Raw genomic sequence first — 15,945 nt, forward strand, 5'->3', positions numbered from 1 at the left:
CCACCCGCGACGCGGGCGGGGCCTGCGGCGTTCATCAGAGGGCTGTTCGTCTCGTCATCAGGGCTCTACACTCCCGCCTCAGTTGCGAGGTGTGGGATGAAGATCGTCGTTTTGACCAAGCACGTCCCGCAGGCCGTCGGGGAGGTGGGCTACGCGCAGGACCTGACCGTGGACCGGTCGGCGGTGCGCTGCCGCCTGCAGGACGGCGACGAGTACGCCGTGGAGCAGGCGCTGCGGATCGCCGCGCGGCGCCTGGACGTGCAGGTGACGGCCCTGACCATGGGGCCGGCCGGCGCGGTGGCCGCGCTGCGCTCGGCGCTGGCGCTGGGCGCCGACGAGGGCGTGCACGTGCTCGACGACGCGCTGCACGGCTGCGACGCCCCGGCCACCTCCCTGGTGCTCGCCGCCGCCTGCCGCCGCCTCGGCTTCGACCTGGTGCTGTGCGGCACGGCCTCGGCCGACGGCGCCATGTCCGTGGTCCCGACGATGCTCGCCGAACGCCTCGCGGTCCCGGCGCTGTGCCGCTGCGACCGGCTGCACACCGAGGAGGACGAGGTCCACGCCCGGCGCGACGACGGCACCACCGTCGAGGACCTCACCGCCGCCATGCCCGCCGTGCTGTCGGTCACCGACCGCGGCGGCGAACCCCGCTACCCCCGCTTCGAAGCCGTCGCCGAGGCCCGCCACAAGCTGGTCCGGACCTGGACCCTGGCCGATCTCGGGGTCGACGCCGCCCACGTGGGCCTGGCCGCGGCCGCCACCGCCGTCCGCCGCGTCACCCGCCACCACCCGCGCCCGGCCACCGTGACCGGGGACGATCCGCGATCCGCGGCCACCCGCATCGCCGACTTCTTGGCGGAACGCCAGTTCCTTTGAGCGCCCCGGCGCTCCTGAGAACTTCTCCCGCACTACCGGACATCGTGGCAAGGAGGCCCGATGGCGAAAGTGTTGACGCTCGTCGAACGCGACGCGCGCGACGGTACGGTGCGGCGCTCGGCATGCGCGCTGCTGACCCTGGCCCGGCGGCTCGGCGAGCCGGTCGCGGTGCTCGGGGTCGACCCCGCGCAGGACGACCCCGCGCACGACGGCGCATCCCACGACGGGGCCGCCCCCGACCCCGTCCTCGATCCCGCCCTCGATCCCGCCCTGATCGACACCCTGGGGAGGTACGGCGCCACCGAGATCTGGCGCCCGGCGCCCGGCCCGGCGCGGGTCGGCGACGTCGATCTGCTCCAGCACCTGGCCGCCCGGCTGGACCCGGCGGCGATCCTGATCCCGGCCACGCACCGCGGCCAGGAGACCGCCGCCCGCCTGGCCGTCCGCCTGGACTCCGGCATCATCACCGACGCCGTCGACGTGCTGCCCGGCCCGGACGGCGGCCCGGTCGCGATCCAGCGCTGCCTGGCCGGCTCCTACCTGGTGGAGTCCAGCGTGGTGCGCGGCGTGCCGGTGATCACCGTCCGGCCCGAGGCGGCGGCGCCCGAGCCGCGTCCGGCTGTGCCGGTGGTGCGGCTGGCCGAGGTCGAGCCGGTGCCGACGGCGTCCCCGCGGATCGTCGCGGCGCCCCGCACCTGGTCCGCGCCGCCCGCGCTCGACCAGGCCGACATCGTCGTGGCCGGCGGCCGGGGCATCGGCTCGCGGGCCGCGTTCGCCGTGCTGGCCGAGGTGGCCGAGGCCCTCGGGGCCGCCGTGGCCGGCACGCACACCGCCGCCGAGCTGGGGTGGGTGCCGTCGGAGGCGCGGGTGGGGCCGACCGGCAAGACCGTGCAGCCCCGGCTGTACCTGGCCTGCGGCATCTCCGGGTCGGTGCGGCACCGGGCCGGGATGCAGGGGGCGAAGACCGTGGTCGCGATCGGCGACGACCCGGGCGCCCCGATCTTCGGGATGGCCGACCTCGGCGTGGTCGGCGACGTGCGGGAGATCCTGCCCGCGCTGCTGGCCGAGATCCGGGCCCGCGAACGACGCCGCGAGGCCTGACCGCCCAGCCCCGCACGCCCCGACCGCTCCAGCCCGACCGCTCCAGCCCGACCCGACCGCTCCAGCCCGACCCGACCGCTCCAGCCCGACCCGACCGCTCCAGCCAGCCCCGACCGCTCAAGCTCAGCTCAGCCGGCCCGACCGTCCCACCACCGACAGAACGGAGGCCCACGTGGCCGTACGACTCATCATCGGCGCGGCGATCACGCTCACGGCGTTCGCGTTGGCCGGACGCCGGGTGCTGATGCTCTATCGCCTGGGCCGCACGATGCAGCCGGCGGAGCCGGGCCGCGCGGACCGGCCGGGCGTGCGCCTCTGGGCGGTCGTCACCGAGGTCCTCGGCCAGCGCAAACTCCTGCGCTGGTCCGGGCCGGGCCTGGCGCACTTCGCCGTGTTCTGGGGCTTCGTCGTCCTCGGCGCCACCATCGTCGAGGGCTTCGGCGCCCTGTTCGACCGCGACTTCCACATACCGTTCATCGGCACCGCCGCTTGGCTGGGCTTCCTGGAGGACTTCTTCATCTGCGCGGTGCTGGCCGGCCTGGCCGGCTTCGCCGCCATCCGGCTGCGGCAGGACCCGGAGAAGGCGGGCCGCAAGTCCCGGTTCTTCGGCTCCCACACCACCGCGGCCTGGTTCGTGCTGTTCATGATCTTCAACGTGATGTGGACGCTGCTGCTCTACCGCGGCGCCCAGATCAACACCGGCAACTTCCCGTTCCCGCACGGCGCCTTCGCCAGCCAGGCCGCCGGCCACGTGCTGCACGGCGCCGGCCGGACCGCCAACGACGTCTTCGAGACCGTCGGCGTGCTCGGCTCGCTCGGCGTCGTGCTGAGCTTCCTGGTGCTGGTCGTGCACTCCAAGCACCTGCACATCTTCCTCGCGCCGTTCAACGTCGCCTTCTCCCGCCGCCCGCGCGGGCTGGGCGCGCTGCTGCCGGTGTACTCCGGCGGCCAGAAGGTCGACTTCGAGGATCCCGGCGAGGACGACAAGATCGGCCGCGGTGTCATCGAGGACTTCACCTGGAAGGGCCTGCTCGACTTCGCCACCTGCACCGAGTGCGGACGCTGCCAGTCGCAATGCCCGGCCTGGAACACCGAGAAGCCGCTGAGCCCGAAGCTGCTGATCATGAGCCTGCGCGACCACGCGCTGGCCAAGGCGCCGTACCTGCTGGCCGGCAGCGACGAGGAGAAGGCCGCGCTGGAGGCGAGCGCGGTCGACGTCTTCAAGGAGGCGCAGCGGCCGCTGGTCGGCGGCGCCGACGTCAACGGTGTCATCGACCCGGACGTGCTGTGGTCCTGCGTCACCTGCGGCGCCTGCGTCGAGCAGTGCCCGGTGGACATCGAGCACGTCGACCACATCGTCGACCTGCGCCGCTACCAGGTGCTGATCGAGGCCGAGTTCCCGCGCGAGGCCGGCACCATGCTGCGCAACCTGGAGAAGAACGGCGACCCGTGGGGCCGCGGCGCCAAGGCCCGCCTGGAGTGGACCGCCGGCCTGCCGTTCGAGGTCCGGGTCCTCGGCGCGAACGGGGAGGACCGGCTCCCCGACGACGTCGAGTACCTGTTCTGGGTCGGCTGCGCCGGCTCGCTGGACGACAACGCCAAGAAGACCTCCCGCAACGTCGCCGAACTGCTGCACGAGGCCGGGGTCGAGTTCATGATCCTGGGCTCGGGCGAGACCTGCACCGGCGACGCCGCCCGCCGCCTGGGCCAGGAGTTCCTGTTCCACGAGCTGGCGACGCAGAACGTGGAGACGCTCAACTCCGCCGGCGCCAAGAAGATCGTGGTCACCTGCGCGCACTGCTTCAACACCCTGGCCAACGAGTACCCGCAGCTCGGCGGCCACTACGAGGTCGTGCACCACACCGAGCTGCTGGCCCGGCTGATCAAGGACGGCCGGATCAGGCCGGCCGGCGAGGTCGACGTCGCGGTCACCTACCACGACCCCTGCTACCTGGGCCGGCACAACCGGGTCTTCGACGCCCCGCGCGACATCCTCGGCGCGGTGCCGGGCGTGAAGCTGAACGAGATGCCGCGCAACCGCGAGAAGTCGTTCTGCTGCGGGGCCGGCGGCGCGCGGATGTGGATGGAGGAGACGATCGGCACGCGGATCAACGAGACCCGCACCGACGAGGCGCTCGGCACGTCGCCGGAGCTGGTGACCGCCGCCTGCCCCTACTGCATCGTGATGCTGACCGACGGCGTGGCCACCCGCAAGCAGCAGGGCCGGGCCGACGAGTCGGTGCGGGTGGCGGACGTGTCGGAGGTGCTGCTCCGGTCGGTGCGGCGGCCCGCGCCGGGCACCGGGGTGCCGGCGCCGACCGCCGGTGGCGCCGGAGGTGACGCCGCCGCCCCCACCGCCGCCACTGCCACCACCGCCCCCACCGAAGCCACCACCGAAGCCACCACCGACGACGCTACGAAGCCGTGACCTCGCGCAGCACGCTGATCAGGGCGTCCGGCCGCTCCTCGACCGCGACCAGGTCGACGAACCAGGTCCGGATGCCCAGCGCGGACCCGCCGCCGTCGGCCGCGTGGTCGCCGACCATGACGGCCGACGCCGGGTCCACGCCCAGCTCGTCGCAGGCCAGCTGGAAGATCGCCGGGTCCGGCTTGATCAGCCCGACCTCGAAGCTGAGCACCACCGCGTCCAGCAGGTCCAGCAGCCCGGCGTGCTTCAGGTGCGGCCGGATGTCGAAGGAGATGTTGCTGATCACCGCGGTCGCCAGCCCGCGGTCCTTGGCCTCGCGCAGCGTCTCCACCGCGTCCGGGTACGGCAGCCAGGCCTCGGCGCTGTTGCTCCGCTCGTACAGCGGCTCGACCAGCTCCTCCCAGGGCCAGCCGGACTCCCGGATCAGGCCGGTGTAGCAGGCCCGGTGGTGCGGCTCGTCCAGGTCGCGGGTCTCGTAGATGGCGGCCAGGTGCTCGGGGATGCGGGTCGGGTAGGCGCCGTACCAGGCCCCGGCCTCGATCAGCCGGCCCGCCTGGTGCGCGACGTCGGCGTCGGTCAGGTCCAGTCCGGCCGCGTCGGTGACGGCTCGCACCCACCGCTCCGCCGGTTCGATCCGCATCAAGGTGCCCGAGAAGTCGAATAGCATCGCACGGGGATGGTCCATGGCTCGACTGTAGTTGACTCCTTACCGCAACAGCTCGTCGATCCACTGCGTGACCGCGTCGGCCAAGGCGTCCAGCACCGGCTCCTCGGTCTTCTTCGCGGTGAAGCTGTGGTCTCCCGCGGGCAATGCGTCCAAGCGATGCGTTCCGGGCAGTTCCGGGAACTCCCCGGGCGTCCCGAACGGGTCGGTGGCGCCCTGCACGACCAGCGTCGGCAGGCCGGTGCCCAGGAGCTCCTCGGCCCGCGACTTCTCCGGCCGGCCCGGCGGGTGCAGCGGGAACGCCAGCGCCACCACGCCCGCCGCCCCGGTCGCGGCCCCGGTCCGGCACGCCACCCGCGCCCCGGCGCTGCGCCCGCCGACCAGGAACGGCTTCTTGCGCGCGGCCGTGCGCACCGCCGCGGCGACCGGCAGCCACCCGGCGTCCAGGGTCTTCGGCGCCGGGGCGAGCTTCTTGCCCGCGACCACCCACGGCTGCTCGACCAGCACCACGTCGATCCCGCGGCCGGGCAGCGTCGCGGCCAGCACCTGGAGGTCCGGCGCCGCGATGCCGCCGCCCGCGCCGTGGCCGAGTGCCAGCACCGCGCGCCGTTTGCGGGCCGGGGCCGGGAAGCGGGTGATCCGCGCGTCGCCGGCCGGGGTGGTGATCAGCTCCTGCACGCAAGCGAGGGTAACGGCCGGGCGCGCCCCGGGCCCGGCGGACGCGCGCGCCCGCGCTGGGCCGTCTCGGACCCGCTCGGCGGGAGTCCCGGCCCCGAGCCGCTCGGCCCGGCCGGCGCACCGCGCTGTGACCTGCCGCGGAGCGCGGGACCCTACCCCGATCCGGCGGCGCTCGCTCGTTGAGACCCGCTCCTCCACCGTCCACCAGGCGTGCCACTGGGCCCGACGGTTAGAGTCGGAGCCATGAGCACGCATTTCGATGTCGTCGTCCTGGGCGCCGGCCCCGGCGGGTACACCGCGGCGGTGCGCGCCGCGCAGCTGGGCAAGCGCGTGGCGGTCGTGGAGGAGCGCTACTGGGGCGGCGTCTGCTTGAACGTCGGGTGCATCCCGTCCAAGGCGCTGCTGCGCAATGCCGAACTGGCCCACACCATCACCCATGAGGCGAAGACGTTCGGGATCTCCTCGAACGGTCCGATCACCTTCGACTACGGGGCCGCGTTCCAGCGCAGCCGCCAGGTCGCGGACGGCCGGGTCAAGGGCGTCCACTACCTGATGAAGAAGAACGCCATCACCGAGTACGACGGCCGCGGCACCTTCCTGGACCAGCGGACGCTCAGCGTCGCCAAGTCCGACGGCTCCACCGAGACCGTCACCTTCGACCACTGCATCATCGCCACCGGGACCCGCACCCGGCTGCTGCCCGGCACCTCGCTGTCCGAGCGCGTGGTCACCTACGAGGAGCAGATCCTCAGCTCCGAGCTGCCGGGCAGCATCGTGATCGCCGGCGCCGGGGCCATCGGCGTGGAGTTCGCCTACGTGCTCAACAGCTACGGCGTGAAGGTCACCATCGTCGAGTTCCTCGACCGCATGGTGCCGCTGGAGGACGCCGAGGTCTCCAAGGAGCTGGCCCGCCAGTACCGCAAGCTCGGGGTCGACGTGCTCACCGGCACCCGGGTGGAGGCCATCGACGACTCGGGCCCGAAGGTGCGGGTCACGGTCACCGGCAAGGACGGCGCCCAGCAGGTGCTGGAGGCCGACAAGGTGCTGCAGGCCATCGGCTTCGCGCCCAACGTCGACGGCTACGGCCTGGACAAGACCGGGGTGGCGCTCACCGAGCGCGGCGCGATCGCGGTGGACGGCCGCGGCCGCACCAACGTCCCGCACATCTTCGCCATCGGCGACGTCACCGCCAAGGTGATGCTCGCGCACGTGGCCGAGACCCAGGGCGTGATCGCCGCCGAGACCATCGGCGGGGTGGAGACGATGGAGATCGACTTCGTCATGGTGCCGCGCGCCACCTACTGCCAGCCGCAGATCGCCAGCTTCGGCTGGACCGAGGAGCAGGCCCGCCTGGAGGGCTTCGACGTCAAGACCGCCAAGTTCCCGTTCAGCGCCAACGGCAAGGCCGCGGGCCTGGGCGACGCGGTCGGCTTCGTGAAGGTGATCAGCGACGCCAAGTACGGCGAGCTGCTCGGCGCGCACCTGATCGGCCCTGAGGTTACTGAGCTTCTGCCGGAATTGACCCTGGCGCAGCAGTGGGACCTCACCGTCCATGAGGTGGCCCGCAACATCCACGCGCATCCCACCCTGGGCGAAGCGGTCAAGGAAGCCGTGCACGGGCTTGCCGGACACATGATTAACATGTAGATCAGTATGTTGACGTGTTCGCTCGCCGGGCGGGCGCCCGGCGGGCCGGCACGCCGCAGGCGCGCCTCACCCCGGGGTGCCTCGAACGCGGAAGGCCCGCCCCATGAAGGCCCGCCCCATGAAGGCCCAGCCGAAGGCCCCGACGCCGCCGTTCTCCGAACCGGTCGCGGCGGCGGGTGTTGACCCCGGACGATACGCTTCCTACGCCACCGTGGCAGTGCAGCCCGGCGTGGCCGGCTGATGAGCGTCGCGAGAGGCGGCACGACGTGACGACGCACAGCGCTGAGGTCGGGATCGGCGGCGCCGAGCCCGTGTCCGGTCTTTCCGGCACCGGCGAGGCGGAGTTATGGCGGCCGCGAATAGCCGCGCAGCGCCACCACGGCCCCGAACCGTTGCCCGAGCCCGACCACGGATCCGTACTCGGCCCCGGCGACCACACCGGCACCGGTACTGATACCGGCAGCGACACTGACACCGACATCGATACCGGCACCGACCCGCACCCCTCCCGCTCCGGGTCCGGCCCCGCCGCCACGCTGGCCCACGCCTGGGCCACCGGCCTGTCCGCCGCCGCGGCCTCCCCGCTCGGCTACGACCAGGCGCTGTGCGTGGTGCGCCCGCTGGCCGAGCAGCTGGTGGCGGTCCCGGACGACCCGGAGCCGGCCCGCGAGCTCGGCGAACGGGCGGCCAAGGCGCTGATCGACGCGCACTGCTTCCAGGGCGCCTGCGTCGCCGTCACCGTCGAGGTGCTGGACCACCACTTCCCGCCGTTCCTGCACCCGGCCACCCGCAGCGCCCTGCGCGCCGGCCTGGCCGCCGCCTTCGCCGAGGGACTGCGCGAGCGCACCCGCGCCGAACAGGCCTCGATCCACGAGGCGGTGCTCACCGCCTACCGGGCCGGCGAGGCGCGGTTCCGCACCGTGTTCAGCAACGCCGCGCTCGGCATCGTCATCACCGACCGGCACGGCCAGGTGCTGGAGGTGAACCCGGCGCTGGCCGAGATGCTCGGCGTCGACGGCTACACCGCGCGCGGCCGCCCGATCAGGAACCTGATCGACCCCGCCGACCCGGCCGAGTACTGGCGCGGCTACGACGCCCTGCTGGCCGGGCGCGCGGTGGAGACCGAGTCCGACACCCGGATCCGGCGGGCCGACGGCGGCGAGGTGTGGACGCACGTGCGCACCACCGCGGTGCGCGACGACGACGGCGAGGTGGCGCTGCTGATCGGGCTGCACGAGGACGTCACCGCCCGGCGGCTGGCCACCGACCAGCTGCGGCACCAGGCCACCCACGACGCCCTGACCGGCCTGCCGAACCGGGTCCGGCTGCTGGACGCGGTCGCCGAGCTGCTGCGCTCGGCCGGCCCCGAGGACCGCCTCGGCCTGGCCTTCCTGGACCTGGACGGCTTCAAGGGCGTCAACGACACCCTCGGCCACCACGCCGGCGACCGGCTGCTCACCGAGGTGGCGGCCCGGCTCACCGCCGCCACCGACCCGCGCCGCCACGTGGTGGCCCGGATGGGCGGCGACGAGTTCGTGGTGCTGTTCCGCCGCACGCACGGCCCGGAGTCGGTGTTCCCGGTGCTGGAGCGGATCCTGACCGAGGTGCGGCGCCCGATCGTGCTGGACGGCCACAGCGTCTCGGTGACCGCCAGCGCCGGCCTGGTGGAGCGCCCGGCCGCCGCGGCCTCCGCCACCGAGCTGCTGCGCGCCGCCGACATCACGCTCTACTGGGCCAAGTCCGCCGGCAAGGCCGACTACGCGCTGTTCGACGAGGACCGCAACGCCCGCGAGGTGCACCGCTACGCCCTGGCGCAGGCGCTGCCGGCGGCCCTGGCCGCCGGCGAGATGTTCCTGGAGTACCAGCCGATCGTCGGGCTGGCCGGCGGCCGGCCGCCGGCCGTCGAGGCCCTGGTCCGCTGGCGCCACCCGGAGCGCGGCCTGCTCAAGCCGGCCGAGTTCGTCCCGGTCGCCGAGGAGACCGGCGCGATCGTCGAGCTCGGCCGCTGGGTCCTGGACCAGGCCGTCCGGGACGCCGCCGGCTGGCCGGACGGCCCGGCGGTCGCGGTGAACGTCGCCGTCCGCCAGGTCCGCGACGCCGGACTGGTCCGCGACGTGGAGCGGGCCCTGGCCGGCAGCGGCCTGCCGGCGGACCGGCTGTGCCTGGAGATCACCGAGACCGCCCTGATGGACGCCGAGGACGAGCGACTGCCCGGCCCCGGCACGCTGCGCACCCTGGCCGACCGCGGCATCGGCATAGCCGTGGACGACTTCGGCACCGGCTACTCCAACCTGGCGCGGCTGCGGCACCTGCCCGCCACCGCGCTGAAGATCGACGCCTCGTTCGTGGCCGGCCTCGGCGATCCCGAGGGCGACCGGTTCGCCGAGTCGGTGATCACCAGCCTGGTGGCCCTGGCCCACGCCAGCGGTATGACGGTGACCGCCGAGGGCGTGGAGACCGCCGACCAGGCCCGGCGTCTGGCCGCGCTCGGAGTGGACTACGCGCAGGGCTTCCACTACTCGCGGCCGGTGGCGGCGTGCGACATACCGGGGGTGCTGGAGCGGCTCGTGCGGGCCCGCAGCCGGGCCGTGGTCCACGCGACGGACGGACCGGACGACTCCGAGCCAGGATAAAGCGCTCGACTAAGGGTTCGAACAAACCGTGTAGTAGCGGAGCGGTCGCCCACCGTCAGCGGCCGGCGGGGCGGCCCGGCTCAGGCGCCCCGGCCAGGAACTCCAGCACCGCCGACCCGGCCACCGCGCGGAACTCGTCGAAGTAGGCGTGCCGCGCACCCTCGATGAGCATCATGCGCGCTCCGGGGACGCGGTCGGCGATCAGCGGCGCGTTCGCGGCCGGATTGAACACGTCGTCGGTGCCGTGGACCACCAGCGTCGGGGCCGCGATGGCCGGCAGCGCGTCCCACGCGTCGTGCTTGCCGCTGGCCGCGAGATGCCGGGCGCGCGCGAACGCCGGCATCTCGGGATCGCCGAGCACGAAGTACGGGCCCTGGTGCGCGGCCAGCCACTCCGGCGTGTACATCAGCTCCAGCAGGAACCGCTCCGCGGCCTCGCGATCGGCCTGGGCGAGCGTCCGGCGGATGCCCTTGTCCCGCTCGACCGCGTGCGGGCCGCCCGGCGACGTGCAGCCCAGCACCAGCGCGCCGACCCGGTCCGGGAAGTCGGCGGCGAGCCACTGCGCGACCCGGCCGCCCATCGAGGTGCCGTAGACATGGGCTCTGGCAATACCCAGATCATCGAGCACGGCGACGACGTCGGCCGCGAACCCCCGCGTGGTGTACGGCTCGTCGGGCTTGTCGGAGCCGCCGACCCCGCGCCAGTCGAGGGTGGTCGTCCGGTATCCGGCGTCCTCGAAGTCGCCGCGCGCGCCATCCCACCAGTGATGGTTGTTCGACTGCCCGGCCAGCAGCACCAACGGCGCGCCGCGGCCCGCGCTCTGATGAGCGATCACGGTGCCGTCGGCGGCGACCGCCTTGCCCGCTTCGACGTTCACTCCGCCGCCACCTCTTCCCAGCTCACGCCATCGCTCCCACCGTCGCGCCGATCAGGCTACCCACTCCTGGACGACCATCGCTTTGATCGGTCTGGAAGGCTGGGGCCCATGCCGACCGCCGTGCCCCTCCCGACCGCCGCCGCAGCCGATCTCAAGGCCCTTCTCGGGGACCGCGTGCTCACCGAGCCCGGAGCGCTCGCCGCCTACGGCCGGGACGCCACCCCGCTGTTCCGGCGTGCGCCGGACGTCGTCGTGCAGCCGGTGACCACCGAGGAGGTGTCCGGCGTGCTGCGGATCGCGACGAAGCACCGGCTTCCGGTGACCACTCGCGGCGCCGGCACGAACCTGTGCGCGGCGACGGTGCCGCTGTCCGGCGGCATCGTGCTGTCCACGACGCGGATGACCGAGCTGAAGGAGGTCAGCCGCGACGAGATGCTGGCGGTCTGCCAGCCCGGGGTGACCGCCGGGGCGTTGAACCGCGCGGCCGCCGCCGAAGGCCTGATCTATGTGCCGGACCCGGGCAGCAAGGAGGCTTCCACGGTCGGCGGCAATGTGGCGACCTGCGCCGGGGGTCTGCGAGGGCTGAAATACGGGGTAACCAGGCAGTATGTGCTGGGCCTGGAGGCGGTGCTTCCCGACGGCGAGGTGATCCGCACCGGCGGCCGCCTGGTGAAGGACGTCGCCGGCTACGACTTGACCCGCCTGCTGGTCGGCTCCGAGGGCACGCTCGCGGTGCTCACCGAGATCACCATGGCCCTGGTCCCGAACCCGGCGGCGGCGCGCTACGGCGTCGCCTACTTCGAGACCATGGCCGACGCCTCCGAGGCGGTGCGCGACATCGTCGCCAACGGTCCGGCCCCGGCGACGCTGGAGTTCATGGACACCGTCTGCATCGCCGCCGTCGAGGACTTCGCCCGGCTGGGCCTGCGCCGCGACGCCGGGGCGCTGCTGCTGTTCGGCGACGACGGCGAACCGGACGCGGTCGACCGCTCGCTGGCCCGGATGGCCGAGGTCTGCGGCAAGCGCGCGACGCATATCGAGCTGGCCGAGTCCGTGGCCGCCGCCGAGGACCTGCTCGCGGCCCGCCGCTGCAACCTGCCGGCGCTGGCTCGCAGCGGCAGTATGACGATCCTGGAGGACGTCACCGTGCCCCGGCCCAAGCTGGCCGAGATGGTCGCGTTCGTCGCCGGCGCCGCCGAGCGGCACGGCGTCCGCATCGGCACGTTCGGCCACGCCGGCGACGGCAACCTGCACCCCACCGCCGTGGTGGACGGCGACGACCCGGCCCAGACCGACGCCGCGATGGCCGCCTTCGACGAGATCTTCCGCCGCGCGGTGGATCTTGGCGGTACGATCACCGGCGAGCACGGCGTGGGGGCGGCGAAACTGCCGTACCTGGAACACCGATTGGGGCCGGAGCAGATGGCGCTGCTGCGCCGGATCAAGAGCGCGTTCGACCCGCTCGGTCTGCTCAACCCCGGGAAGCTGGGGTCATGACCGAGGAGCCTTCGCCGCGCGGGCCGGCCGGCCGCGGGGTGTTCAGCAAGGACCTGCTCGACGCCTGCATCTCCTGCGGGTTCTGTCTTCCGGCGTGTCCGACCTATGCGATGACCGGACAGGAGCAGTCCTCACCGCGCGGCCGGATCACGCTGATGCGGCTGCTGGAGACCGGGGACCTGGCCCCGGACGACGACACGCTGGCCGAGGAGTCCTCGCTCTGCCTGGGGTGTCGGGCCTGCGAGACCGTGTGCCCGGCCGGGGTCCAGTACGGACACCTGCTGGAGGAATGGCGCGACGAGCAGTGGCGCGGCCGCGGGCGGCCGTGGATCGTCCGGCCGCTGCTCCTGGTCGCGAATCGCAAGTGGGTGCTGCGGATTCTCGGCACGGTGCGGCGCAGCGCGCGTAAGCGGACGCGCGTTCCCGCGAGCGGGGCGGCAGTCGGAGCTGGAGCCGGAGTCGGAGTCAGACTCGGAGCAGGGCCCGGAGCCGGAGCAGAGACCAGGGCCGGAGCAGAGACCGGGCCCGGAGCAGACACCGGGGCCGGAGCAGGAGCCGGGGCGTCCGGACAGCGCACTCTGATGCTCGGGTGCTTCGAGCGGGCGCTGTTCCCGTCGGTCAGCCGCAGCCTGGCCGCGCTGGACCCGGACCTCGCGGTCGATCCGGACCAGGGCTGCTGCGGCGCGCTCCACGCGCACAACGGCGAGCTTGAGAAGGGCCGGGACCTGGCGCGCGAGCTCGGCGAGCGGCTCCCCGGCATGATCGTCACCACCAGCGGAGGCTGCGCGGCGCACCTGGCCGACGTGATCGGCCGGGAGCGGGTCGTCGAGGCTTCGGAGTGGCTGGTGAAGAACGCCGAGCTGGAACAGCGTCCGCTGCGGGTCGGCCTCCAGGACAGCTGCCACCTGCGCAACGGCCTCGGGGTGTGGAGGGAGCCGCGCGAGCTGCTCGGCCGCGCGGCGACCTACGTCGAGCTGCCTTCGGCAGGGTCCTGTTGCGGCGCGGCGGGCACGTACGCGCTGGTCCGCAAGAAGGAGAGCAAGGCGATCCTGGCGAAGAAGATCGCGGAGATCGAGGCCGCCGACCTGGATCTCGTGATCGCCGTCAATCCGGGGTGTCTGCGCCAGCTCCAGACCGGGCTGCGCAAGTCCAAGTGCCGGACCAAGGCTGTGCACATCGTCGACTTCGTGCGCGGGCGTTGACCCTCAGGGCTTCGCAGTGAGCGGATAGGCCATCTGGAAGGCCAGGCGGCCGTCAGCCTCGTCGGCGATCCGGGTGAGGACGTCGTCGAGTTCGAGGAACTCGTCCCAGACCGGCCGGCCGCTCGCGGCCGCGAGGCGGGCGACGACGAGGTCTTCGAGGTCGGTCCGGCGTTTGCCCTTCCACACCGCGTCGGCGAGGCTCACCAGGAGGTCCTCCAGGCCGGTGGCGTCGTCGAAAGCGGCGTGGGTCGCGGCGCCGAAGAGGACGGCGTCCTCGTCCAGGCCCAGGGGGACCGGGCGGGTCGCGGTCCAGGCGACGAGTTCGGCGGCGACGTCGTGGACCGCTCGCAGGTGGGCGACCAGGCGGGGCGGGGCCGCGACCGCTTCCAGGACGGCCGCCGCGGGCCGGGGGAGCGGGCGGAGGGCCGGCAGCGGCGGAACCGGGTCGGCGAGGGCTATCGCGGCTACCCAGGCTGCGGTGGTCATCCGGCCAGGGTAGCCAACTCAGGGTACTAATGGGGGTGCGCACGGACGCGGGCGCCGCGGACCTCCCCGGTCCTCGGCGCCCGCTCGTCCCCGCTGCCGCTCCAGCGCGGGGATTCAGGGGGTCATGCCCGCCGGGTCACCCGTTGTACTGCACCAGGATCTTCGTGAAGTCCCACGGGTTCTGCGCCACGCTGGAGCAGGTGCCGTCGGCCCAGTTGTGCGGGACGCTCGGGTCGCAGGCCCGGTCCCGGTTCACCGACCAGTAGGCGAACCACGCCGGGTGGTTGGCCTTGGCGAAGTTCAGCAGGGCCGTGAAGTCGCTCTGCGTGAACAGCTCCGAGGGCTGGTCGGTGTGGCCGTTCATGATCTGCAGGCCGAGGTGCGACCAGGCCTGCGCGGCGGTCCAGCCGTAGATGGTCTGGAGCTGGGCGATCGCGTCGTTGGCGATGGTCTCGGTCTGGGCCACCTCGGTGCCGGCGGTCAGGCCGGTGTCGAAGTCCATGATGTTGATGACGTCCAGGCGGGCGCCGTTCGCCACTGCCTGCTTGATCTCGTCGGTGCCCGAGCCCGGGAAGCCGATGGTGGTCATCGGGATCGTGAGGGAGACCTTCAGGGTGGGGTTGTTGGCCTCCAGGATCTTGATGGCGCCGAAGCGGACCGCGGTGTTGCTGTCCAGCGCGGTGTTCTCGTAGTCGAAGTCGACGTGCTTCAGCTGGTACTTGTTGACCACCTGCTGGTAGGCGGCGGCCAGCGCGGAGGCGCTGCCGCAGGTGGAGCCGAGCTCGTTGCCGTTGTATCCGCCGAAGGACACTGCCACGTCGCCGCCGACGGCGCGGATGGCGTTGACGTCGGCCAGCACGGTGGTGTCGGCGGCGACGGTGCTGGTGCTCAGGCCGCCCCAGGCCGGCGTGCAGCCGCCGGAGTCCAGGACGAACGCCAGGTTGAGCTGGTTCTCGCCGGCGGCCACGATGGCGGCCATCGTCTGCGGGCTGTTCTCCAGCGGCATGAAGTAGGCCGGGTGGGCGTAGGCGCCGTTGTTCGGGGGCGGGCTGGTCGAGGGGGAGGTGGACGGCGACGTGGACGGTGAGGTCGACGGCGAGGTCGACGGCGACGTGGAGGGGGACGTCGAGGGCGAGGTCCGGGGCGTCGTCGGCGACGTGCTGGGGGAGGAGGTGCTCGGCGTGGTGGGCGGGCTGCTGGAGGAGCCGCCGCCGGCCGGGCCGGTCAGGCTGACGTCGTCGGCGTAGTACGTGCCCTGTCCGTACCAGCCGTGGGTGTAGATGGTGACGCTCTTGGTGGACGCCCCGGTGGTGAAGGACGTCGTGAGCTGGTTCCAGGCGCCGTTGGTGCTCCAGGTGCTGGGATCGGTGGTGCCGGTCCCGGTCGCGCCCAGGTAGACGTAGTTGCCCTGGACCCAGGCCGACAGCGTGTAGGACGAGCTCGGCTGCACGCTGATGGTCTGCGTGCACTGGGCGTCGTCGGAGGACGTCGCGGCGGCGGCCAGGGCGTGGGTGCCGGAGTGGACCGGACTGCCGACCACCGATCCGCTGCCGGCGGTGCAGGTCCAGCCGGCCAGGGTGCCGGTCTCGAAGCCCGGGTTCGAGACCAGATTCGCGTCCGCGGCGCTGGCGCCGGTGGCGGCCAGGGCGATGCCGGCGGTGGCCAGGGCCCCGGCGGCGAGCGCGGACAGGGCGCCCGCCGCTATCCGGCGGGACTGCCCGGGTGGTGTGCTGGTGACCATCAGGTCTCCTCATCGATCGATGTCCAAGCGACCCCGCTGCCAGGAGCGTGGACTAGACCAATGGCCGCGTCAAGGGACTAGACCAATTCATTGCCTTGCTTCACTCCCGCCCATT

The 15,945-nt window shown here is 73.1% G+C and carries 13 protein-coding genes; 8 read left to right on the forward strand and 5 right to left on the reverse strand.

The genetic code is table 11. The annotated features are described in order from the left end of the window. Positions 1-96: 96 nt before the first annotated feature. The 3 genes from ABD481_RS36565 (at position 97) to ABD481_RS36575 (ending at position 4,405) form a co-directional block, all read left to right on the forward strand. Positions 97-876: an electron transfer flavoprotein subunit beta/FixA family protein gene (locus tag ABD481_RS36565; protein ID WP_344670438.1), complete on the forward strand. Its 780-nt coding sequence runs from the start codon at positions 97-99 to the stop codon at positions 874-876. A 60-nt stretch (positions 877-936) separates the two neighbouring features. Beyond that, entirely contained in the window at positions 937-1,977 is a 1,041-nt protein-coding gene (locus tag ABD481_RS36570) for an electron transfer flavoprotein subunit alpha/FixB family protein (RefSeq protein ID WP_344670439.1), read from the forward strand. Between the two features lie 172 nt (positions 1,978-2,149). Then, entirely contained in the window at positions 2,150-4,405 is a 2,256-nt protein-coding gene (locus ABD481_RS36575; protein WP_344670440.1) for a (Fe-S)-binding protein, read from the forward strand. Here ABD481_RS36575 and ABD481_RS36580 read toward each other — a convergent pair. Both ABD481_RS36580 and ABD481_RS36585 read right to left on the reverse strand, forming a co-directional pair. Then, positions 4,392-5,090: an HAD family hydrolase gene (locus ABD481_RS36580; protein ID WP_344670441.1), complete on the reverse strand. Its 699-nt coding sequence runs from the start codon at positions 5,088-5,090 to the stop codon at positions 4,392-4,394. The two genes, ABD481_RS36575 and ABD481_RS36580, sit on opposite strands and share 14 nt — an antisense overlap. Positions 5,091-5,111: 21 nt before the next feature. Further along, complete coding sequence (locus tag ABD481_RS36585) at positions 5,112-5,747, reverse strand: alpha/beta hydrolase family protein (RefSeq protein WP_344670442.1); 636 nt, start codon at positions 5,745-5,747, stop codon at positions 5,112-5,114. A gap of 243 nt (positions 5,748-5,990) precedes the next feature. Here ABD481_RS36585 and lpdA point away from each other — a divergent pair, with 243 nt between their 5' ends. From lpdA to ABD481_RS36600, 3 genes are all read left to right on the forward strand, one after another. Further along, the gene (gene lpdA, locus ABD481_RS36590; protein WP_344670443.1) at positions 5,991-7,394 is read left to right on the forward strand and encodes a dihydrolipoyl dehydrogenase; all 1,404 of its coding nucleotides are present in this window, start codon (positions 5,991-5,993) and stop codon (positions 7,392-7,394) included. 103 nt (positions 7,395-7,497) lie between these two features. After that, positions 7,498-7,635, forward strand: a complete 138-nt coding sequence (locus ABD481_RS36595) for a hypothetical protein (protein ID WP_344670444.1) — start codon at positions 7,498-7,500, stop codon at positions 7,633-7,635. A 25-nt stretch (positions 7,636-7,660) separates the two neighbouring features. Then, positions 7,661-10,027 carry a putative bifunctional diguanylate cyclase/phosphodiesterase gene (locus tag ABD481_RS36600; protein WP_344670445.1) on the forward strand — a complete coding sequence of 789 codons (2,367 nt, stop codon included), beginning with the start codon at positions 7,661-7,663 and terminating at the stop codon, positions 10,025-10,027. 55 nt (positions 10,028-10,082) lie between these two features. On the opposite strand, the gene ABD481_RS36605 is transcribed toward ABD481_RS36600, so the two are convergent. Beyond that, on the reverse strand, positions 10,083-10,904 hold the full coding sequence (locus tag ABD481_RS36605; RefSeq protein WP_344670446.1) for an alpha/beta fold hydrolase: 822 nt from the start codon (positions 10,902-10,904) through the stop codon (positions 10,083-10,085). A 108-nt stretch (positions 10,905-11,012) separates the two neighbouring features. On the opposite strand from ABD481_RS36605, the gene ABD481_RS36610 reads away from it, so the two are divergent. After that, complete coding sequence (locus tag ABD481_RS36610) at positions 11,013-12,401, forward strand: FAD-binding oxidoreductase (protein ID WP_344670447.1); 1,389 nt, start codon at positions 11,013-11,015, stop codon at positions 12,399-12,401. Further along, positions 12,398-13,603 carry a (Fe-S)-binding protein gene (locus ABD481_RS36615; protein ID WP_344670448.1) on the forward strand — a complete coding sequence of 402 codons (1,206 nt, stop codon included), beginning with the start codon at positions 12,398-12,400 and terminating at the stop codon, positions 13,601-13,603. The genes ABD481_RS36610 and ABD481_RS36615 overlap by 4 nt, the downstream gene beginning before the upstream one ends. Positions 13,604-13,606: 3 nt before the next feature. Here ABD481_RS36615 and ABD481_RS36620 read toward each other — a convergent pair whose 3' ends face one another. Continuing rightward, positions 13,607-14,089: a phosphohydrolase gene (locus ABD481_RS36620; protein ID WP_344670449.1), complete on the reverse strand. Its 483-nt coding sequence runs from the start codon at positions 14,087-14,089 to the stop codon at positions 13,607-13,609. A 136-nt stretch (positions 14,090-14,225) separates the two neighbouring features. Next, positions 14,226-15,830 carry a carbohydrate binding domain-containing protein gene (locus ABD481_RS36625; RefSeq protein WP_344670450.1) on the reverse strand — a complete coding sequence of 535 codons (1,605 nt, stop codon included), beginning with the start codon at positions 15,828-15,830 and terminating at the stop codon, positions 14,226-14,228. Between the last annotated feature and the right edge of the window lie 115 nt (positions 15,831-15,945).

Origin of the sequence: Catenulispora yoronensis, assembly GCF_039531695.1 — a bacterium.
Lineage (GTDB): Bacteria > Actinomycetota > Actinomycetes > Streptomycetales > Catenulisporaceae > Catenulispora > Catenulispora yoronensis.